Here is a 20322-nt window from a genome sequence, read left to right on the forward strand (position 1 = left end):
ACTGCAGGCCAGGTCTCCCTGGCGAAAACCTGATGTGTGGTGGGGGCGCCAGGATTCGAACCTGGGTAGGCGTAGCCAACGGGTTTACAGCCCGTCCCCTTTAGCCACTCGGGCACACCCCCACAAAAAAATAAGCCCTCTTGTACTCTTTTCAAGTTGCGAAAGTCATACATTCAGGGCAGGCATAAGTATCCCGCCTGAAGCACTCGGATAATACTGTATCGGTTTCTCAAGTGTCAATGACAACAACGGTGCCGGGAGTATCTATTCCCGCCGCAACCATGAAGCGAAGGCGCGGTAATCTAACTCTTTAGTACTATGTATTCCCCTTTGCTCTCGAAAATACAGGTGAGACTGTTGTCACGGAGGCAATGGCGCTACTTACCTCCACTCGTGGGATAAGTCGAAACCACGCCGAATGATCTCCGCTTGCCACCGGCCGAGGCGTAAAAGATTCGAAGTTTTCTTCAAACCATCGGCGCAGCTCTAAAAGGGGCAATATGTGCAGCTCGTCTCTTTCAACCTGAAGTTCGGAAAAAAATACTTCGTCTGGCTCCGTGTAAAGGGCCGATATCTCCTGCTCCGTCTGAGCGAGAGCTACGAAGTAGTAATACAGCTGATCCGCCTGTGAGTTGAACATCCAGCCCGGCTCACGGGTTAAATTGTTCGATATCGCCTCAAACGCATAGTGCGACGCATCGGGTCGATAAAAACTCAGCGACCTGTCGATGATCTTTACAGGATCTACACCGAAGTAAGGATCCGGCTTGACCTTGATGCGCACTGCCTGGCTGGCACTGGTATAAGTCAGGTCAACCCCAAAGCTTTTTCCGCCCTCATTGCCCGGCATAATTTTTCTGGCATCGGAGTGCCCTGAGTGACGCAAAAACCCAAGAAGAATACGCTCAGAAACTGCCTGCAATAATGGTGCCCCAAATAGCACAAACGCCTCCTGTCCTCCGTTTGCCGTACGCCACCAAACCTCAATGCTTACCGACCAGCCTGTCTAGCGCCGATTAGCACCAGGAACATAATATCAGTATCCTGAAGAAAGCCGGAATTGGCCAAGTTTGACGTACTTGATAAAGCGACGTACTCGCAGCAACATGGAGTTGCGACTAGCGGCACTTCGACAGTGGAGCTGGCGACAGGAGTCGAACCTGCAACCTACGGTTTACAAAACCGTTGCTCTGCCATTGAGCTACGCCAGCGTGACCGAGGACCTATTGTATCCGCGTCACTGGCTGAACTCAACATGCATTACACCTATCCAGCTGAACCCTGACTTTACGCTTGATCCGCTGTAAGGCGTTGTCGATGGATTTCGTATGACGCCCCAGCCGTCTGGCAATCTCCTGGTACGAGCATCCCCCGACGTAGAGGCGCAATACCTTCACCTCAAACTCGGAAAGCGAATCACTCAAGCCCCGTCGAACGATATCGCCCTCCCAGGCCGATATAACCAGCTCGGCCGGATCACAAATCTCCCTGACCGCCAGTATATCTGTGAGCAAACGCTCGCCATTCTCCTCATACGTCGCGGGGCGATTTAGCGATATGTAGGAGTTCAACGGAGAGTGCTTGCGCCTCGTGGCGGTCTTTACTGCTGTGATCATCTGCCGAGTCACGCACAACTCGGCAAAGCTTCGAAAACTCGTTTGTCTCTGCGGATCATAATCCCGGATCGCCTTGTACAGGCCTATCATGCCCTCCTGAATGATGTCGTCTCGATCCCCGCTTGTAATAAAGTATGACCTGGCCTTACAGCGAACAAGGCCCCGATACTTCTGAATAAGCTGCGAAGATGCGTTTTCATTCCCGGCCTTTGCTGCCCTAACCAAAATCAATTCTGCTCTCCTGCGTTCTCCCGGTGCGATCAATGCGTCTGATGCAGGCATGCAAACTCCCCCTAGCTCCAGCATATCCCTACTGGAAAATTATTCCCCTTACCCCAAGAGAAACAATTCACTATCGACCTTACGAATATCTATCTTCGTATGTCAACAGAATGCCACAATCCTGAAGAAACCTGATTTAACCTGTTTTTTTATTTCTACCGAAGATCTGCTCAAGCAAGTCCTTGACCCTCGGCTCGATACGATCTTCAATACGGGAGGCCATGTGCTGCTGATGCTGATCGCCCATCACATCAGCTTGAGTGATCGCGACCTCTTTGCCAAACTGCTCGGCGGAGATTCGCGTGACACGCCTGCCCAAAGTCACCCATTGCGTCTGCGAGTCCGACGTAACCACAACGATATCAAAACCCTGGTCGCGGCGGCCTGAAACGATGCTCTCGACTGTGGCGTCTGCCTCCTCGCCATATGGAGAGTAGATCACCGATATACCAAGCACATGCTGGACCTCGCCTGTTGACTCAGGGCTTGCCCCTGCATCAAAAACCAGGTAGACATCGTCATCGTCTCTTCGCCACTGAGCCACATCATTGATTAGCTTTTCACGAGCAGATTCGATATCGCGATCCATGTGCGCTCGATACCTGCTGGAACCCCATAGCATGTTATAGCCGTCTATCACCACCAGTCGCACACGATTCACCGGCCTTTCGCTTGCCTCCGCCGAACTTCGTAGGCCAAAGCCGTGACAGCCTGTGCGACGTTCAAAGACTCGACTTTCCCGCACACAGGCAGCGAAACCAGAAAGTCGCACTTCTCTCGGACCAGCCGCGACAAGCCTTTGCCTTCCGAGCCGAAAACCAGCACGAGCCTGCCTTCGAGTGGGGCCTCCCATGCGCTGGCCTTAGCACTGGCATCCGCGCCACCCACCCAAAAGCCGGCCTTTTTCAGCGAGTCGAGTCCTCTGGCCAGGTTATCCTGCACAACAGGAATCCATGCCAGAGCCCCTGCCGAGGACTTGTACGCCGCAGGTCCTATCGCAGCCGTGCGCCGCTTAGGCACCAGCAACGCCTTCGCGCCGAAAACTTCGGCGGAACGCGCGATAGCACCGAGATTGCCTGGGTCAGTCACCTGATCCAACGCGATGATAAGACAGTGCGGCGCGTCCCCAACCTCCGAGATAATGCGGCTAAGCGAGGTGAAGCGATACTCCTCGGCATGTAATATCACCCCTTGATGGGCGCCTCTCTCGCTGCGCTGGTCGAGAATCCTCTTCGGTACCCGGCGCACAGGCACGTTCTGGCTGTGAGCCAGCATCTCGATCTCCTGGATCGACGGGGCCTCTTGCAGATCCTCGGAAAGAAGCAGCGTGTGTCCGGGCACTCCTGAGCGCAAGGCCTCCAGCACGGCGTTGCGGCCTTCAACAAAAAGTGTCACAGAAGATCACCGCCCCGAGATGCGCTTGATTCTGGCGCCATGACGAGTGTCTTCGATTGCATAGCCGAGCGTTTCCAGCCCCGCGCGGACCGCATCGGCAGCTGAGTAGTTGCGCTCGGTTCGAGCTGCGTTGCGAGCCGAGAGAAGAGCGGCTACGGCTTCTTGTGGATCGGTACCCATATAGCCCGCAAGACGCTCGGCCATAGGCACAAACTCAGTTGGGTAGGAGCTGCCTGTATCGGTGCGAATCTCTATGCCCAGCGCTCCGAGCATCTCGAGGATCCCGTCACGAGCCTGCCTGAGAACAGGGATATTCTCCCCCTCGACGCCAGGGCCAAAGTGCGACAAGAACCGATTCACGTCACGCACAAGGTCAAATACCGCCGCCAGCGCGCCGGCCGTGTTGAAGTCGTCGTCCATCTCGGCGGTGAATCTTTGTGTCGCACTCTCAACAGCCTCAACCAGCTGGGTTCGGTCCTCTGTGGTCACGCTACCCGATGCCCACAAGGACTCCTGGCCCAGAAGCTCGGTGATCGTTCGAATCGGCTCAATGAGGCGGTCGTATGCCTGCCTCGCCTCCTCCAGGCGGCTTTCAGAGAACTCGAGCGGACTTCTGTAGTGGGTCTGCAGCATCATGACCCTGACAACGGGTGCCTCATGCTCGGCTAAGACGTCCTTGAGAAGCATGAAGTTGCCCAGCGACTTGCTCATCTTCTCCTTGTTTACCCGCAGCAATCCGCCGTGTAGCCAGTAATTGGCGAGCGGAGCGCTCGTCGCAGCTTCGGATTGGGCAATCTCGTTTTCATGATGGGGGAAAATAAGGTCGCTCGCACCTCCGTGGATGTCAAACGTCACACCCAGCTCCTTCTCGGACATGACCGAACACTCAAGATGCCATCCCGGACGCCCCTCCCCCCACGGCGAAGCCCAGTGAGGCTCGCCAGGCTTTGCGGACTTCCACAATGCGAAGTCCAAGGGATCCTTCTTGCGCTCGTCGATCTCGACGCGAGCCCCGGACTCCATCTGCTCGATATCCCGTCCGGACAGCTTCCCGTAACCCGGAAAGGAGCGGACCGAGAAGAAGACGTCACCGCCCACCTCGTAGGCGTGGCCCATCGAGATGAGGCGCTGCGCCAACTCGATCATCTCGGCGATCATCTCGGTAGCTTTAGGCGCCACCGTAGGATCCGCGATGCCCAATTCCCTCATCGCCTGCTTGAAAGAGATCGTGTAATCGCTAGCCACCTCGGCCGCCGTGCGGTCTTCCTCCTTCGCCCTGAGAATGATCTTGTCATCGATGTCCGTTATGTTCTGAACGAATGTGACGTCATAGCCACGGTGCTGCAAGTAGCGGCGGATGACGTCGAAGGACAGAAAGGTCCTCGCGTTTCCGATGTGAATATGGTTATACACCGTAGGCCCGCACAGATAGATGGAGACTTTACCCTCTTCTCTTGGGCGAAACTCCTCCTTGCGACGGGTCATCGAGTTATAAACGCGTATGCTCATTTGTCGCGCTCCAGTTCGGCTACCCGCTCGGTCAATCGATCGATCCTGTTTTGCATCTGCCTGAACATGTCCACCACAGGATCGGGCAGGTCTTCGTGGTGAAGGTCGATCACATCAACCTTGTTGCCCTCTCTCACAACGACCCTTCCCGGGATCCCGACGACCGTGCAGTTGGGAGGCACATCGCTGACTACAACTGCTCCTCCACCCACACGACTACCGCGCCCTATTGTGATGTTGCCGAGAACCGCAGCTCCGACTCCCACCACGACGCAATCTTCAAGGGTGGGGTGCCTTTTCCCGGACTCCTTGCCTGTACCGCCCAGGGTTACACCCTGATAGAGAGTCACATCGTCTCCGATTACCGAAGTCTCCCCGATGACGACACCCATACCATGATCGATAAAAAATCTCTCCCCGATTTTTGCGGCCGGATGTATCTCAATCCCTGTGAAGAATCTAGCGATCTGGGAGATGAAGCGCGAAAGCCCACGATGTCCTTTCCCCCAAAGCCAGTGATTGACTCTATGAAACCACAAGGCGTGAATGCCCGGGTAGTTCAAAAGAACCGAAAGGGTTGTCGTAGCGGCAGGGTCGCGCTCCTTGACGGCCTGAACGTCTGCCTTGATCCGATCAAGCATCACTTTTCCCCCTCAGCGGCTGATGCAGATTCCAGCAACACTACCGCCTGTGCCGCGACTCCCTCGCCTCGACCGACAAAGCCCAAGCGCTCGGTGGTTGTCGCTTTCACTCCAATCTGGTCGATGCTTACACCCATTCGCAAAGCCAGCTCCCTTCGCATCTCATCGCGATACTCGGAGACCTTTGGCGCCTCGAGCAAGATGACACAATCAGCATCCACTATACGCCAGCCCTGATGACGGACTATATCTACGGTGCGCTCAAGTAAAATCATGCTTGAGGCCCCCTTGTACGCAGTGTCACTGTCGGGAAAATGGTATCCGATGTCCTGGCTTCTCGCAGCGCCCAAAAGTGCGTCCATCAATGCGTGAGCAAGAACATCTGCATCGGAGTGGCCGTCCAGCCCGAGCTCAGAAGGTATCTTCACACCGCCGAGGATAAAGTCCCTCCCGTGGACAAAACGGTGCACATCGTAGCCTATGCCGACTCTAAACCGACTCATTCGCGCTCTTTTCGGGCTCGCAAGATTGACTCTATGATCATGAGGTCCTCCGCCACAGTGACCTTGATGTTTTCTCTCGACCCCAACAGCACACCCAGCTGATGGCCGGCTTCCTCCATCAGCGACGCATCATCCGTAGTCACCCTGGCGCTTGCGAGAGCCTCAATGTGCGCATCGTGAAGCGCCGTGCGAAAGAATACCTGGGGGGTCTGCGCAACCCACAAGGCACCCCTATCCACGGTCCCGAGAACCTTGTCCCCCGCGACGCTTTTTATCGTATCGTAAACGGGGTGTCCAACCACAAGACCCTGAATGCCCTCGGCGGCAAGCAGATGTGCAACGGCAGAGTCGATTACTTCCGGGGAAACCAGAGGGCGGGCGCCATCGTGGACGACGACCACGTCCTCCGTTCTACCTTCGGCGATTGCCATCAATCCATTTCGGACTGAGTCCTGGCGCGTCACTCCGCCTGCCACAAGCTCGAACTCTGTTGATCTCGCGTAAGGCTCCACGGCCCTGCTGCCGTACTCCTGGACGCGATCGGGGTCGCACACCACAACGATTAGGCTGATGCTGCTGGCGCGATCAAACGCACGAACGGCATGGCTCAGCAATGGCTGCCCGGCAACCTCGGCAAGCTGCTTGCCGCCGAACGCTCCAAATCGCTGCCCGACTCCACCCGCCACGATTATCGCGACTGCGCCCGAGCCTTTGTGTTCACTGGTCAATGCTGTCACCTGCAGGCTGAGCTGCGGCCCGACGCTGGACGAACATCATCCTGCCGCCCCCGGTCTGAAGAACCGATGTGACCTGGGCAACGATCTCCTTTCCGATGAAGTCGGCTGAATCAATAGCGATCACCATTGTGCCATCGTCCAGATAGCCAACCCCTTGATCCTGCTCTTTGCCGGGCTTCACAAGACGAACCTTTATTTCCTCGCCGGGAAGATACGATGGCCGCAGTGCAAGCGCGATTTCGTTGATGTTGAGGACCTCGATATCGCGAACACGCGCGACTTTCGTCAGGTTCATGTCGAGAGTCATAATTGCAGCGCCGGTTTCTAAAGCCAGCTCCATAAGCTTGCTATCGGTTTCGGTCAGATCGGGCACATCCGCCTCGAAAACCTCGACCATGCGTTCCGCGTCGTGAAGTCTGGCGACAAGATCAAGGCCACGCCGCCCACGAGCCCTTTTGATGTCATCCGCAGAGTCGGCAAGCGTCTGTAACTCCGCGAGCACAAATCGCGGGACACGCAGCCAATAATCCAGATATCCCATCGAGTGCAGCTCCACGAAGCGACCATCGATCAGCGCCGATGTGTCGAGAAGCAGCATCTTTTCTCGGCTGGTATCCGCAGCCGAGAAGCCTGCCTTTCCGAACAGAATCCTGGCGACCTCATCACGCTTGAGTAGCGCAACTCTGACCGCCACGTATCCGAATAGCAGTGAGATGTTGACGGCCAGCAAGACCGCCACCCACGCTGGCTCGACCAGCCGCAGCGGCCACGCGATGATGAGCGACGCGAGTAAGCCGATGAACAGCCCTACAGCCGACAAAGCGAGATCCATCGCCGAGAGACGACTCAATCGGGTCTCGATATCGAGGATAACTCGACTCAGCTCGCGGCCAACTATTCCGCCGATTACATACCCTATCGACCAGCCAAGAACCACCGAAACGAGGGTCAGGAGATTCTCGGACAAACCCGTGATCTCGACCCAATCGGCCATGCGCAAGATCGAAAGTCCGCTAATTACTCCGAGAGCAACCGAAATAAATCTTGTTACGTGAACAATCATCGCCCGCACCAGGATGAAGCGGCCACGGAGCCCACTCGACTCCTCACGCGAGCCAGCCCGTCGCTTATCGTCTTTGCGCGCCTGAGCCCGACACCGTCGACCCTGTCGAGATCTTCAGCCGATGCACTCAATAGCGCCTGGAGCGGCCCTAGGGTATCCACGACGCCATCGATAACAAAGCCGGGCAACGAGCGAATCTGGCTGAGGATTCGCAGCCCCCTGGGTCGAACGGCTTCTTCCGCCGAGTCCATGGCTCCGGCAAGCCCCAAAACTTCCAATACCCCGGTGGGTTCCTGAAGCGACTCCCTGGTCTTGCGAGCTAGCGCCTTTAGCGCCTTTTGTGCGTTCTCTCGGCCGGAATCCAAGGCATAGTCCCTGATGACCAGGGAGTAGTTCGTCTCCAGGCCAGAGGTCAACTCTGAGAGCTGCATTCGAATCAGCCTGCCCTCGGTACCAAGCTGAAGTCCAAAGCGCGAGACCTCCTCAGACATACGGCGGACTTCTTCGAACTTGGCGATAATCTCGGCAAGATCCGCAAGGGTTACAAGGTCTTCAAGCTCCAGGAAGGTGAGTTGCTCGAGCATCTCGTCGAGTTTCGAGCGAGATCTATGAAGCGCCTGGAGTGCGGCATCAGCTTTTGCGAGGATGACCTCAATGTCCTCGAGGGTAATCTTGTGGCCTTTGAAGTAGAGGCTGACAACATTCCTTCTCTGCGAAATGGAGATCACGAGCGCGTCGGTCTGCCTGCTGACACGCTCGGCTGTCCTGTGCCGCATGCCGGTTTCCTCGGTGGGTAAACCAGAGTCGGGAACCAAGTGCACATTAGCCAGCCTAATCACCGACGCGTCGTCGCTGAGGATGATCGCGCCGTCCATCTTGGCTAGCTCGGAGAGTCGCTGGGCGGTCAGCGGCATGTTGATGGCGAACCCGCCATCACAAATATCGGCCAGACCGGAAGCATCTCCCAACGTAATGAGCGCTCCGGTTCTAGCCGAGAGAATCTGTTCCACCCCGTCGTGCAGTGGAGTGCCGGGCGCTATGCTCCGGAGGCGAGTGCGAATAGCTTCTGACTCCCTAGACACCCTCTGCTCCACCGAGTGCGGAGTCACCACGCCTACTCCGGGGCTTCTTCTTCGGAGGCGTCGCCTTCGATGCGCCGCCATCAGCCGGAATCACAACCGTAGCGGGCGAGCCGTCGGCCACTTTACGAAAAACGATCTCTTTTCCTTTGACCGCTACCTCGATCACATCACCCGCGCTCCACTGACCGGCGAGAATCTGCTCGGAGAGCGGATCCTCCAACAGTCGCTGTATCGCGCGGCGCAAGGGGCGCGCACCCTGAGTTTGATCGTAGCCGCTTTCAGCGAGCAGCTCGCGAGACTCGGCGGTCAACGTCAAACCGATGCCGTGATGCGCGAGGCGGTCGCGAAGATGCGCCACCATAAGATCGACGATGGCTCTGATCTCCTCGGCGGTAAGGTCGTGAAAGACGATTACCTCGTCGACGCGGTTGAGAAACTCCGGGCGGAAGAGTTTTTTGAGCTCGTCTGTCACCCTGGTCTTTATGTCCGCATAATCGATGCCCGTTTTTTCGCTGCCGGTAAAGCCCAGACTCTGCCCTTTCACGATATCGCGAGCGCCGACGTTGCTTGTCATTATCACCACGGTGTTCTTGAAGTCCACCTTGTGGCCCTGGGCATCGGTCAGGCGGCCTTCCTCAAGAATTTGCAGCAGCACGTTGAAAACGTCAGGATGCGCCTTCTCGATCTCGTCGAACAAAATGACGCTGTACGGACGCCTGCGCACGAGCTCGGTCAACTGTCCGCCCTCGTCAAAGCCGACATAGCCTGGCGGCGAGCCGATCAGCCGGGATACTGTGTGCTTTTCCATGTACTCGCTCATGTCGAGCTGCAACAGAGCTTCCTCACTGCCGAAGATAAACGCTGCAAGCGCCTTGGAAAGCTCTGTCTTACCTACCCCACTAGGTCCGAGGAAGATGAAAGACCCCGCAGGCCGGCGTGGATCCTTGAGTCCCGCACGGGCGCGCCTGATCGACTTGGAAACCGCCGATACTGCCTCATCCTGTCCAACTATGCGCTCATGAAGAGAGGACTCCATACGAAGCAACTTCTCCGTCTCCTCCTCCGTAAGCGCGGTTACCGGAACTCCGGTCCACATCGAGACTATGTCGGCTATCTCGTTTTCGGTGACCTCTATGATTCGCCGATTGTCCGGTTTTAGCCACTCCTCTTCCATCGCGCGCTTCTCTCCGAGAACCTGCTTTTCCTTGTCGCGCAGATTCGCGGCTTTCTCGAACTCCTGAGCCTCGATGGCGGCTTCCTTCTCAGCGCGCACTCTACGCAGGCGATCTTCGACTTCTTTGATGCCCGGAGGCGCGGTCATCATCTTGATGCGCATCTTGGAGCCGGCCTCATCGACCAGGTCGATAGCCTTATCGGGCAAGAAGCGATCGGAAATATAGCGATCCGCCAGAACCGCCGCCGCCTCGATGGCCGCATCGGTTATGCTGACCCGGTGGTGCGCCTCGTAGCGGTCACGCAGGCCCTTGAGTATCTCGACGGTCTCGGCCACACTGGGCTCGCCGACCATGATGGGCTGAAAGCGCCTTTCGAGCGCCGAGTCCCTCTCGACATACTTGCGGTACTCATCAAGCGTGGTTGCGCCTATGGTCTGGAGCTCTCCCCTGGCAAGCGCAGGCTTTATGATGCTCGCGGCGTCGATCGCGCCTTCCGCGGCGCCAGCTCCCACAAGCGTGTGCATCTCATCGACGAAAAGGATGATGTTGCCCCTCTCGCGAATCTCCTTCATCACCTTTTTCAGCCGGTCCTCGAACTCGCCCCTGTACTTGCTTCCCGCGACAAGAGCGGCCAGGTCGAGCATGTAAAGCTGCTTTGCCTTGATCGTCTCCGGGACCTCATCAGCCGCGATGGCCTGCGCCAAACCCTCGGCGACAGCGGTCTTTCCGACTCCAGGCTCGCCAATAAGCACTGGATTGTTCTTTGTGCGCCGAGAAAGTATCTGCATGACGCGCTCGATCTCGGCGTGCCTGCCGATAACAGGGTCGAGCTTCCCCTCCTCGGCGGCTCGCGTCAGATTCCGCCCAAACTCGTCGAGCAGAGCTCCCGATGCGCCAGACCTTCTCTCTTCGCCAGATTCGGAGTGCTTGCCGTAGTGCCCGGAGAGCAGCTGGATTACCGCGGAGCGCACCCGCTCCAGGTCAGCGCCGAGATTGAGCAGCACCTGAGCGGCGACGCCCTCTCCTTCCCGGATCAGGCCGAGGAGTACATGCTCGGTGCCGATGTAGTTGTGGCCCAGCTGGAGAGCTTCGCGCAACGACAGCTCCAGGACCTTCTTCGCCCTGGGAGTAAACGGTATGTGTCCCGTCGGGACGAATGTACCCCTGCCGATGAGATCCTCTACCTGCTGGTGGACATCCTCAAGAGAGATGTTGAGGGACTCCAGAGCCTTGGCTGCAATCCCGTCCTGCTCCCTTATGAGGCCGAGCAACAGATGCTCGGTGCCGATGTAGTTTTGATTGAGCATCCGGGCCTCTTCCTGGGCGTACACTATCACCCGGCGGGCCTTCTCGGTGAATCGTTCAAACATTTACACACCCCTTATACAGATCGGCAGCAAGTTCGTGCCGTAGACTTTCAAATACGCGCCTGGGTACAGTATACCCGCGAATCGCCTTCCGGTGCGATGCTTACTCGCTTGGACGGGCCTCAGGACGCATGTGCGGAAAGAGCAGGACGTCGCGGATCGAGGCTGAATCCGTCAAGAGCATCACCAGGCGATCGACTCCGATGCCTAAACCTCCAGCAGGTGGCATGCCATACTCCATCGCGCGAAGGTAATCTTCGTCGACAGGCATCGCCTCCACATCACCCGCGGCCTTGGCGGCTGCCTGCTCGGCGAATCTAGCCCGCTGATCGATCGGGTCGACCAGCTCAGAAAATGCGTTGGCGATCTCGCGGCCCATCACAATCAGCTCAAAGCGATCGGTAAGCTGTGGTTCGCCGTCGCGCCTACGCGCAAGCGGAGAGGTCTCGGCAGGATACCCTGTTACGAAAACGGGACCCGCTAAATTAGGCTCGACCAGCTTCTCGAACAGCTCGGTGATGAGCTTGCCCTTTCCCCACTCAGGCTGCGTCGGTACCGAGTGCACGGCACATATTTGCCTCACTTTTTCAGCAGGCAACGCGAAGGATACTTCCTCGCCCGCTACCTCGCTGACCAAATCAAGCAGCTCACGCCTGCTCCACGGCGACGTCAAGTCAATCTTTGAGCCCTGGTAATCAAGTACAAGATCGCCGAGCACCTCTTTGGTGACGTGAACGATCATCGACTCGGTGAGCTCCATCATGCCGTCGATGTTGGTGAACGCCTGGTAAGCTTCGAGCATCGTGAACTCGGGGTTGTGCCGAGGGGACATACCTTCGTTGCGAAAGCTGCGGTTGATCTCGAAGACCCGCTCGAATCCGCCGACCAGCAATCGCTTGAGATACAACTCCGGCGCGATTCGAAGGTACAGGTTCATGTCGAGCGCATTGTGGTTGGTCACAAAGGGGCGGGCAGCAGCCCCGCCGGCAATCGGGTGCAGCATCGGGGTCTCCACCTCAAGAAACCCTCTGCCCTCCATAAAGCGCCTGATCGAAGAGAGTATGCGGAACCTGATCTCGAAAACTTCCCGTACCTCGGGATTGGCTATCAGGTCGACATATCGCTGCCGATAGCGCGTCTCAATGTCTGTAAGCCCATGGTACTTCTCGGGCATGGGGCGCAACGACTTTGAGAGCAGCGTAACTGCCGATGGATGAACAGACAGCTCGCCTCGGCGCGTGCGCATGACGTTCCCCTCGGCGCCGACCCAATCTCCGGGATCTAGCGCAGAGATAAAATCGAACGCCTCCTGCCCGACGGTATCGACTCGGCAGAAAAGCTGAATTTCGCCTGAGCCGTCACGAATGACAAGAAAGGCGATCTTACCCTGGTCGCGCTTGGCAACGATTCTGCCGGCAACCCGCACCGTCTCAGCCACTTCGGAGCCCGCAGCCAGTTCTGAGTGTTCTTCGGCCAGCTGCAGGGCTGTTGCCGTGACATCGAAGCTGTCGGGATACGGGCTGATTCCCGCATCCATCAGTGATTGCAGCTTTAGCCGGCGCACCTGTACAGGGTCGTCCTCAGGTGGCTTGACATGACCCGAGTCCTCAATGCCGTCTGAGTCGCGCATGGCTATTTGGATATCTTCAATATCCGGTACTCGATTATCCTGCCCGAAGGTGTCGATACCTTCACGAGTTCACCCTTCTTCGAGCCTATGATAGCGTGCCCGACCGGCGACTCATTGGAGATGCGATCGTTGTCGGGATCGGCTTCCGCCGAGCCCACCAGCCTGTACTTATGAACCTCTTCGGTTTCAAGATCCTGAAGCTCAACGAGGCTTCCCAGGCTCACGCAATCACACTTCTTTGGTATTGCAATGATTATCGCATTTGAAAGAATCAGATTGATCTCCGCGATACGGCCTTCTACCCAGGCTTGTTCGTTTTTGGCATCATCGTACTCCGAGTTCTCGGAGATGTCCCCGAACTCCTTGGCCTCCTTGATACGATCGCCAACCTCCCGGCGGCGAACCTTCTCAAGGTATCGAAGTTCTTCTTCGAGCTTTTCAGCCCCTTCGCGGGTAAGCGCAATTTCCCTTTGCATCGCGCGGACTCCTATTTACCTAGCCGACCACTTTGCCCAGTTCCGGGAGAGCGACCGTAAGCGGACGGGCCGCCTAAACAATGGCAGCCCGAAAGTTCCACGAAAGTATACCCGAAATTAGAAATCAGGCAAGATGTTTATTGAGATTATCCGTCCTTCCTGGACGAACCCTCTGAAGTCTCCTCGGAGTTCTCTACATCCTGCTTGCTGGCGTTGGCGACAGTGGTATCTTCTTCGCCCTTGTCACCTTTGTCGCCCTTACCTTCAACTCCATCACGGATAGCTCTGACCGTCTTTCCGAGAGATTTCCCAAGCTGCGGTAGTCTTTTAGGGCCAAACAGCAGCAACACGATCACAAGCACAACCGCAAGTTCCATAGGTCCAAAGCCAGGAATAAGCGCCATTTCCGCTCCTCTTACACTAGTAGTACACTTTCCCGATTATCCAAATGCCGGTCAAATTCTCACCAATGATACACAACACGCTTCAAGACTATCACCACGTTGAATCTTACGCTACACCTTCGGCACGTGACAGATAGTACAGCGTATGCATCAACTCACGCACAGGATCCGTGTTATGCACGACAACACCGTCCGCCACCCTGACTATCATCGGCGAATAATTCAGGATCACCCTGATTCCTGCCGCGCTCATTAGGTCGGCCACCTCCTGGGCCGCCGTCGTCGGAACCGCAATGATGCCGATTCTGATCTTTTGCGCCTCCGCGGCTCGGGCAAGCGTCGAAACATCCTGCACCACGATGTCGCCGATACGATTGCCTATCTTAGCTGGATCGCTGTCGAAGATCGCAGACACAATGAATCCTCTTGCGCGCAAACCGTTATATGAGGCGATAGCTGACCCGAGATGTCCTGCCCCGACCAGGGCCAAGCGATGCGTATGGTCAGAGCCAAGGATGTTCTGCATCTTATCGATGAGCATTATCACTTCGTAACCGACGCCTCGCCTACCAAAGGATCCGAAATACGAAAGATCCCTACGGATCTGGGCGGAGTTTACCTCGGTCAGCTCACTTAGCTTCGCCGAGGAAACTGTGCCGCTTCCTTCATCACGAACCTGCATCAGGGCGTTGAGGTAAACAGGAAGTCTCTCTATGACACCTTCAGGAATGCTGCTTGATGTGTGCCCGGCCATAGCCTGTCCTTAATTGCCTCTAGCACAGATATAGTAACTGCTGTTACAAGCATACACGATAACTTCGGTCCTGTCTTCTCATAAATCCACTCCTGTGCGGTGCAGGTAGGCGATTATGTCCGCTCGCGTTACGATTCCTGCAAGGTGCCCGTCTCTCTTTACGATAAGCGCACTGGAGGTGCCCCTCCCAAGCCTGTCCAGCAGCTTGTCAGCGTGCTCATCCGCATCGACCAGCAGCACGCTCAGGTCCTTGGCGGTGATCTCCTCCACGTTTATCCGGCTCCACTCTTCACGAGGAGTGGCCTTTGCCGCATCCAAGGTCACAAGACCGACGACCGCGCCATCTACAACCACTGGATACCGCGTGTGAGGTCCATCCACGAAATAATCGAAGACTAGCCTCTCAACGGTGATATCTCCCGGCACCACCATTACATCTGTTGATGCAAGGGAACCTACGTTTTGGCGATTAAGCGTACTCCGCGCCAGCTGCTGCCGATAAGCGGTATCCGCAAGCACCACTATGAACCAGCCCACAAGCCCCATCCACAGCATATTCAGCGCGCCCTGCAAAACTCCAAATACTGCAAATGCCACGAGCCCGTAGCCTATTACTTGACCGCTGTTACTCGCCCACCGGGTAGCCCAGAGCTTGTCTCCTTTGATCTTCCAAAGCAGGGCGCGCAATACGCGTCCTCCGTCCAAGGGGAAGCCTGGAAGCATGTTGAAAAGAGCAATAGCGACGTTGATGATACCCAGGTACTCCGCGGGACCCCACCAGTAGTCCGAGATGCCTGCCCGATGCATGACAGCTGCGGCAGATGCGAAGACCGCCGCTAGGAAGATGCTCGCTGCCGGTCCGGCAATCGCCATAAGAAACTCTCGGCCTGGCGTGGATGGGTCCTCCTCCATCTGCGCTACTCCACCAAACAGAAACAGGGTCACCCTATCGACCTTTATTCCGCCTGCCCTGGCAACGAGTGAGTGGCTCATCTCGTGAAAAACAATCGACGCAAAGAAAAGCAAGGCAGTGATCACTCCGGCGGTCAGATTCACTCCAAGTGCCCAATCGGGAAAGGCCGACGGAAAATAGCTGAACGACAACGATGCCGCGACCAGCACGAATATGGCCAGCCACGTAACATTCACCTCAATAGGGATGCCAAACAAGCGCCCCATTCGAAATGAGGGGGTATTAAACACGGCGACCTTTCCTCTGCGTCGAAAACGGATACACGTACAACCGCAGCGCCTAGAACTGCGCGCCATCCAGTGCGCTTGCACAGGAGCACTCTCTAGTCGAGGGCAACTGCGGAATCATCCTGTATAGCAAATCCTTTACCTTTGCGTTGTTCTCGAGAAAAACCCTCACCACCTCGTCGTTCGTGACTGGTTTTGCTCCCTCGGCACCGACATCGTGATCGGTGATCAACGATATGTTGCAGTAACAAATCTCAAGCTCCCTCGCGAGGTAGCACTCCGGATACTGGGTCATGTTGATGACCTCCCAGCCCTGCGACGCAAACCAGCGTGACTCGGAGCGGGTCGAAAACCTCGGACCCTGAATCACGACCACGGTTCCGGTTGGATGCGCGGTCACACCTACCTCTCCTGCTGAGCGAAGTGCCACTTCCCGCATCACCGAGCAGTAAGGATCCGCCGCTGAAACGTGAGTGGTCGTGGGCCCATCGAAAAAGGTGTCTTTCCTTCCGCTGGTTCTGTCGACAAACTGGTCGCAGATAACAAAGTGGCCGGGCTCGATATGTGACTGCAGTGAGCCACATGCATTAGGACCGATTATCTGTGAGACGCCAAGCTCTTTCATGGCCCAAAGATTTGCCCTGTAGTTGATCATGTGGGGCGGCAAAGAGTGATCTTTACCATGACGTGGCAGAAAAGCAACGCTTCTGCCGCCAATCTGGCCATACATGACCGGCGAAGAGGGGGGCCCGAATGGGGTATCCACCTTGAACTCCTGTGGATCATCGAGCAGCTCATAAAAACCGCTTCCCCCAAAGACCCCTATTTCCGCTTGTGGGTAACGCATACTTTTTCTCCTTTTCGTTATCGAGACATACCAGCTACGCTAAATCTATGTGCCCTGCGATATACGCACAGCCGTCCCGGGCTCGATTCCATACTTCTCCGCGGCGCTGCCCCTCCTTATCGCCAGGCACAGCCAGCCGGAAGAGTCCACCAGGGCTACAGGCTTTCCTTTCTCCACATCGGAAAAAGTCCGCCCAAAGGGAACATCCACCGTCAAATGCCCCAGACTAAGCTGAAGTTTATCTCGGCGCAGTTGATGAGCTTCCATATCTTGCGCAGTCGCATTGATGCGAATCGAACCGAACCTATCAATATCTACAACTTCACAAGTTAGCACGCCTCCCTCCATTCTGCATGGCCCAAAGGGCGCAGGCGCCAATGACTCGGGATCGATGGCAGTGCCGAGAAATCTTGGCTCCACGCCACATGCCAAGGCCGCGGCGGCCGGTGCCAAAACATCTCTGGCGTGAAACGTTGCCAGCGGTGCCCGGTGATCCATCTTCTTCGGATCCAACGCATAAACCTCAAGAACTCCTCCTGCCCGTTGTGCGGCAGGTAAAAGTACTCCGTTGTCGGGGCCCACAAGCCTGGTGCCAAACTTTGTGACAACACAAAGGTCGCTCCGGCCTCCTCCTACACCGGGATCAACCACCACAAGATGGATCGCATCCGGGAGCTGATGAACTCCAGCCGCAGCCACCGCTGCACCCTTCCTGATGTCAAACGGCGGAATCTGGTGGCCAAGGTCAACGACTCTTGCATGCGGACAAGCACGATAAATAACAGCATGGCAAACTCCGACCCATGTGTCGTCCAGGCCGAAATCGGACACAAAACCAATTATACTTTGCACACTGCACCTCCCAAACGCGCCCTTGCCAAATGCGATGACAGGCTTGAAGCTGCTCAAATACAGAATACGCATTAACTCGATGGGTTACTATGTGAATATTGCACTATCCAAGGGGGTATGCCGATGAAAACGAAGGCCGCCACATACGTTTTACTGTTTGCGCTGCTTATCGGCGCAACTGGACTCTTGGGCTGCGCCGAGGAGGCCGGCTTCACTTATGAGGATCTGGGCCGAGAGCTGAGTTCTGTTGAAGCTCGCGACGTCCATGCCGAGATCGCCAGGCCGCCGTTTATCGGTGCACCGGTAACAGAAGCGCCCGAGCTAAGGCATTCAGCCTTGATCTCACTGAGAGAACAAGGCGCCGAGCAGGCAGAGCTTGCAAATCTGCTGACAGAGATGTTTCCGCAAGAAGCGCGATCTGTTCCTTACTACGCCGAAGCAGCCACCGTGGATGGCACGAGTGTATGGATTGTGCTGGAGGCATGGGGCACTGAAAGCGAATCGCTCGATAACGGCAGAACGTGGGTTTTGGATCGCAACTCCGGAGAAATAATGACCTCCGTCACGTACAAACTCCAGTAAGAAGCGGCGTCGCCGGGGCGGCCGTGAGTACCTCAATGCCTACTACTGGGGCTGTCCTAGCTCAGTGATTCGGCAATCCTGGTTAGCCAAATCCGAGCGCTCGAGGCCAAAAACAGTTGCAGCACGGCAAATCCCAGGGCCGCCAGGATAGTCGGAATTGCCTGCGATACTCTCGCAACTTTCCTTTCAAATATCGGAATCAGGGTCACCAGAACCAAATTTACCGAAGCAAAGGTGAAGATTATTGCGCCTGCAATTAGCCATGGGTAAACGACCCCGGCAAGCGGCGCAAGTGTCCATAGCGCAAAGTAGGCAACCGGGACCGCAACTACAAACCCCGCGATTTCGACAGGTCTATCCAATACTCGTCCGGGGGTGGATGTGCGCCATAGCTGTCCATTTATCAGCGGGAAGACAAGCGCCGCCAGCGCAAATCCCGTAGTCAGCCCAGTTATCAAGCGCAGTTCATTGGTTGACTCCCGCAACATCATGTAGGAAGTTCCCCCATCGACAACCATCACCAGCACGAACAGTGCGAGCAAAGGCATGACCTTCATCGGCGGAAGGCCGGCGGGCCTTTTCCCCCAATGGAAAACTAGAAAAAGGAGAAATCCGAGCAGAAAACCAGCGTATATTCCGGTGTCTCGCGCGCAAACCGGAACCTGGATGCCTCCTCCGAAGAAAGAACGCTCAGGCAGCTGATGGCAAAGCCCAAAACCGATCCATTGAAGAATATCCGGCACTAAAAAGCCCTTTCACATTGGAAAGCGGGCTGGCTAAAGCAAGATCTTGAGTATTCGTCACAAATGGTCGGGATGGCGGGATTCGAACCCACGACCTCTGCGTCCCGAACGCAGCGCTCTACCAAGCTGAGCCACATCCCGACGAAGCGGTATGATACACGGTCACGCCAGCCGAGAAAAGCCCTCGCACATGCGCCGCATCGCTTACCGCAGAACTTATTGCTGACTTTAAGGGGTAGCCTCTATCCCCTGAGCGACGTGGCAATCCGCACAGAACCGCTCAGTGTGGCACTTCTCGAGGCAGCCAGTAGCGCCACTCTCAGCGACGACCGCATCATGAACCCTGACCCATGGAGTGCCGTCGATGGCTCCCTGGTGATGGCAATCGCTACAAAGCTCCCTGAATGTATGGCAATTCACACAAGCCTGACGCTGCTCGACTCCCTGCTTGACGTGGAACTGCCTGAACTCCTGGGCATGCGGGACGTCAAGTACATGGCAGTCAACGCAGAACTCGTTGTCGTTGATCATTCCTCCGCCATGGCAAACCTCACAAGCCCTTGGCTGAGCGTTATACATCTCTGCATGTGTGCCGATTTCGGCTGCAGGCTTCCGCAAGAAGTCCGCCGCAAGGTGTGAAGTCGGTACAGGGTCAACCCTGTTGTGACAGTCCAGACAGAACTGCATGTCATGGCATCTTTCAAGGCATCCATCTACACCATTGGCGACAACAGTTTGGGCATGCTGAATGTCCAGATCTACCGCTGGATCAAACTCCCAGTTGGATTCTGGTCCATGGTGGCAGGCGCTGCAGAATAGCATCTCGTCGGCTGTCTCACCTGCAACAGCATGGCATGTAAGGCAGGTGGCCGGATCGAGCTCTCCGTGCTCCTCAAGGAAGCCTGCGGGATGCGGCATCTCCATGCCATGACAATCGCTGCAGAAGCTCTGCGCGTGGCAGGTGTAGCAGTAGTTGATCTGATTGGCTGGAGGGATATCTGACCACTCATTTTCCTTGCTTGATGCGGCGTATGCCCTTTCTGGGCCAGTTGACGCCATGTCGATTGTTGTCCCGCCGCCATCGGCCTTTTCAAGCCTTTCCATCCTGGCTTTGGCCTCATCTACCCTAGCGTACTCTTCCATGGCAAGATCGGCGTGAACCTCGGAGACGAAGTTTTCGACCTTATGATCGGCCGGCACCAGATCGAAGTCGGCCGGATGGCAGGCCGCGCAAGCTCCTGTGGCTGCAGCTCCCTCTTCTTGGCTGTGGCACCTAAAGCACCCTGGCTTTTCCATCCAGTCATCGAGCTTCCAGCCTACCTCACCTGTGGTGGGATCTTTGGCGACAAGCTCGAAGTCTTGTATGTGGGCGATCCTGTTATGACAGTGCGTGCACCTTACGTTGTTTTCTGTGTGCGCCTCATGATCGATGATGAGGCCCGGTCTCGGGGTTACCTTGCGGTT

Annotated in this window: 21 protein-coding genes and 3 tRNA genes; 1 reads left to right on the forward strand and 23 read right to left on the reverse strand. The window is 56.3% G+C overall.

Going from position 1 to position 20322, the window contains the following annotated elements:
• Positions 1–37: 37 nt before the first annotated feature.
• From KGZ89_02385 to KGZ89_02480, 20 genes are all read right to left on the reverse strand, one after another.
• Positions 38–122 (reverse strand) — tRNA-Tyr (locus KGZ89_02385).
• A gap of 194 nt (positions 123–316) precedes the next feature.
• Positions 317–943, reverse strand: coding sequence for a hypothetical protein (locus KGZ89_02390; GenBank protein ID MBS3973703.1), 627 nt, complete (start codon positions 941–943; stop codon positions 317–319).
• Positions 944–1136: 193 nt separating this feature from the next.
• Positions 1137–1211, reverse strand: a tRNA-Thr gene (locus KGZ89_02395).
• 39 nt (positions 1212–1250) lie between these two features.
• Positions 1251–1898: an RNA polymerase sporulation sigma factor SigH gene (gene sigH / locus KGZ89_02400; GenBank protein MBS3973704.1), complete on the reverse strand. Its 648-nt coding sequence runs from the start codon at positions 1896–1898 to the stop codon at positions 1251–1253.
• Positions 1899–2034: 136 nt separating this feature from the next.
• Positions 2035–2559: an NYN domain-containing protein gene (locus tag KGZ89_02405; protein MBS3973705.1), complete on the reverse strand. Its 525-nt coding sequence runs from the start codon at positions 2557–2559 to the stop codon at positions 2035–2037.
• On the reverse strand, positions 2556–3293 hold the full coding sequence (gene rlmB / locus KGZ89_02410) for a 23S rRNA (guanosine(2251)-2'-O)-methyltransferase RlmB (protein MBS3973706.1): 738 nt from the start codon (positions 3291–3293) through the stop codon (positions 2556–2558). The genes KGZ89_02405 and rlmB overlap by 4 nt, the downstream gene beginning before the upstream one ends.
• Before the next feature lie 6 nt (positions 3294–3299).
• Positions 3300–4802 (reverse strand): cysteine--tRNA ligase, encoded by a 1503-nt coding sequence (cysS, locus tag KGZ89_02415; GenBank protein MBS3973707.1) that lies wholly within the window; start codon positions 4800–4802, stop codon positions 3300–3302.
• Positions 4799–5443, reverse strand: a complete 645-nt coding sequence (gene cysE, locus KGZ89_02420; protein ID MBS3973708.1) for a serine O-acetyltransferase — start codon at positions 5441–5443, stop codon at positions 4799–4801. The genes cysS and cysE overlap by 4 nt, the downstream gene beginning before the upstream one ends.
• The gene (locus KGZ89_02425; protein ID MBS3973709.1) at positions 5443–5946 is read right to left on the reverse strand and encodes a 2-C-methyl-D-erythritol 2,4-cyclodiphosphate synthase; all 504 of its coding nucleotides are present in this window, start codon (positions 5944–5946) and stop codon (positions 5443–5445) included. The genes cysE and KGZ89_02425 overlap by 1 nt, the downstream gene beginning before the upstream one ends.
• On the reverse strand, positions 5943–6674 hold the full coding sequence (gene ispD, locus KGZ89_02430; GenBank protein ID MBS3973710.1) for a 2-C-methyl-D-erythritol 4-phosphate cytidylyltransferase: 732 nt from the start codon (positions 6672–6674) through the stop codon (positions 5943–5945). The genes KGZ89_02425 and ispD overlap by 4 nt, the downstream gene beginning before the upstream one ends.
• Positions 6664–7746 (reverse strand): PIN domain nuclease, encoded by a 1083-nt coding sequence (locus KGZ89_02435; protein ID MBS3973711.1) that lies wholly within the window; start codon positions 7744–7746, stop codon positions 6664–6666. The genes ispD and KGZ89_02435 overlap by 11 nt, the downstream gene beginning before the upstream one ends.
• A complete protein-coding gene (disA, locus tag KGZ89_02440; protein MBS3973712.1) occupies positions 7743–8828 on the reverse strand; it encodes a DNA integrity scanning diadenylate cyclase DisA in 1086 nt (361 codons plus the stop codon). Before disA ends, KGZ89_02435 begins: the two co-directional genes overlap by 4 nt.
• Positions 8821–11373 (reverse strand): ATP-dependent Clp protease ATP-binding subunit, encoded by a 2553-nt coding sequence (locus tag KGZ89_02445; GenBank protein ID MBS3973713.1) that lies wholly within the window; start codon positions 11371–11373, stop codon positions 8821–8823. Before KGZ89_02445 ends, disA begins: the two co-directional genes overlap by 8 nt.
• 100 nt (positions 11374–11473) lie before the next feature.
• Positions 11474–13000: a lysine--tRNA ligase gene (gene lysS, locus KGZ89_02450; protein ID MBS3973714.1), complete on the reverse strand. Its 1527-nt coding sequence runs from the start codon at positions 12998–13000 to the stop codon at positions 11474–11476.
• 2 nt (positions 13001–13002) lie between these two features.
• A complete protein-coding gene (greA, locus tag KGZ89_02455; protein ID MBS3973715.1) occupies positions 13003–13476 on the reverse strand; it encodes a transcription elongation factor GreA in 474 nt (157 codons plus the stop codon).
• 146 nt (positions 13477–13622) lie between these two features.
• Entirely contained in the window at positions 13623–13880 is a 258-nt protein-coding gene (gene tatA / locus KGZ89_02460; GenBank protein ID MBS3973716.1) for a twin-arginine translocase TatA/TatE family subunit, read from the reverse strand.
• A 106-nt stretch (positions 13881–13986) separates the two neighbouring features.
• Positions 13987–14634 carry a redox-sensing transcriptional repressor Rex gene (locus tag KGZ89_02465; protein ID MBS3973717.1) on the reverse strand — a complete coding sequence of 216 codons (648 nt, stop codon included), beginning with the start codon at positions 14632–14634 and terminating at the stop codon, positions 13987–13989.
• Positions 14635–14712: 78 nt separating this feature from the next.
• Positions 14713–15837: a site-2 protease family protein gene (locus KGZ89_02470; protein ID MBS3973718.1), complete on the reverse strand. Its 1125-nt coding sequence runs from the start codon at positions 15835–15837 to the stop codon at positions 14713–14715.
• 49 nt (positions 15838–15886) lie between these two features.
• Positions 15887–16681, reverse strand: coding sequence for an S-methyl-5'-thioadenosine phosphorylase (locus tag KGZ89_02475; protein MBS3973719.1), 795 nt, complete (start codon positions 16679–16681; stop codon positions 15887–15889).
• A 45-nt stretch (positions 16682–16726) separates the two neighbouring features.
• Positions 16727–17533, reverse strand: coding sequence for an SAM-dependent chlorinase/fluorinase (locus KGZ89_02480; GenBank protein ID MBS3973720.1), 807 nt, complete (start codon positions 17531–17533; stop codon positions 16727–16729).
• A 123-nt stretch (positions 17534–17656) separates the two neighbouring features.
• Between KGZ89_02480 and KGZ89_02485 the strand changes: the two genes are divergently transcribed.
• On the forward strand, positions 17657–18115 hold the full coding sequence (locus KGZ89_02485) for a hypothetical protein (protein ID MBS3973721.1): 459 nt from the start codon (positions 17657–17659) through the stop codon (positions 18113–18115).
• A gap of 56 nt (positions 18116–18171) precedes the next feature.
• Here the strand turns inward: KGZ89_02485 and KGZ89_02490 are convergent, their stop codons facing one another.
• The 3 genes from KGZ89_02490 to KGZ89_02500 all read right to left on the reverse strand — a co-directional run.
• A complete protein-coding gene (locus tag KGZ89_02490; protein ID MBS3973722.1) occupies positions 18172–18858 on the reverse strand; it encodes a DUF2085 domain-containing protein in 687 nt (228 codons plus the stop codon).
• Between the two features lie 64 nt (positions 18859–18922).
• Positions 18923–18999: transfer RNA gene (locus KGZ89_02495), tRNA-Pro, on the reverse strand.
• An 87-nt stretch (positions 19000–19086) separates the two neighbouring features.
• Positions 19087–20322: hypothetical protein (locus tag KGZ89_02500; GenBank protein ID MBS3973723.1), on the reverse strand; the 1236-nt coding region annotated here is incomplete at its 5' end.

Source organism: Actinomycetota bacterium (genome assembly GCA_018334075.1).
Classification (GTDB): domain Bacteria; phylum Actinomycetota; class Coriobacteriia; order Anaerosomatales; family UBA912; genus JAGXSC01.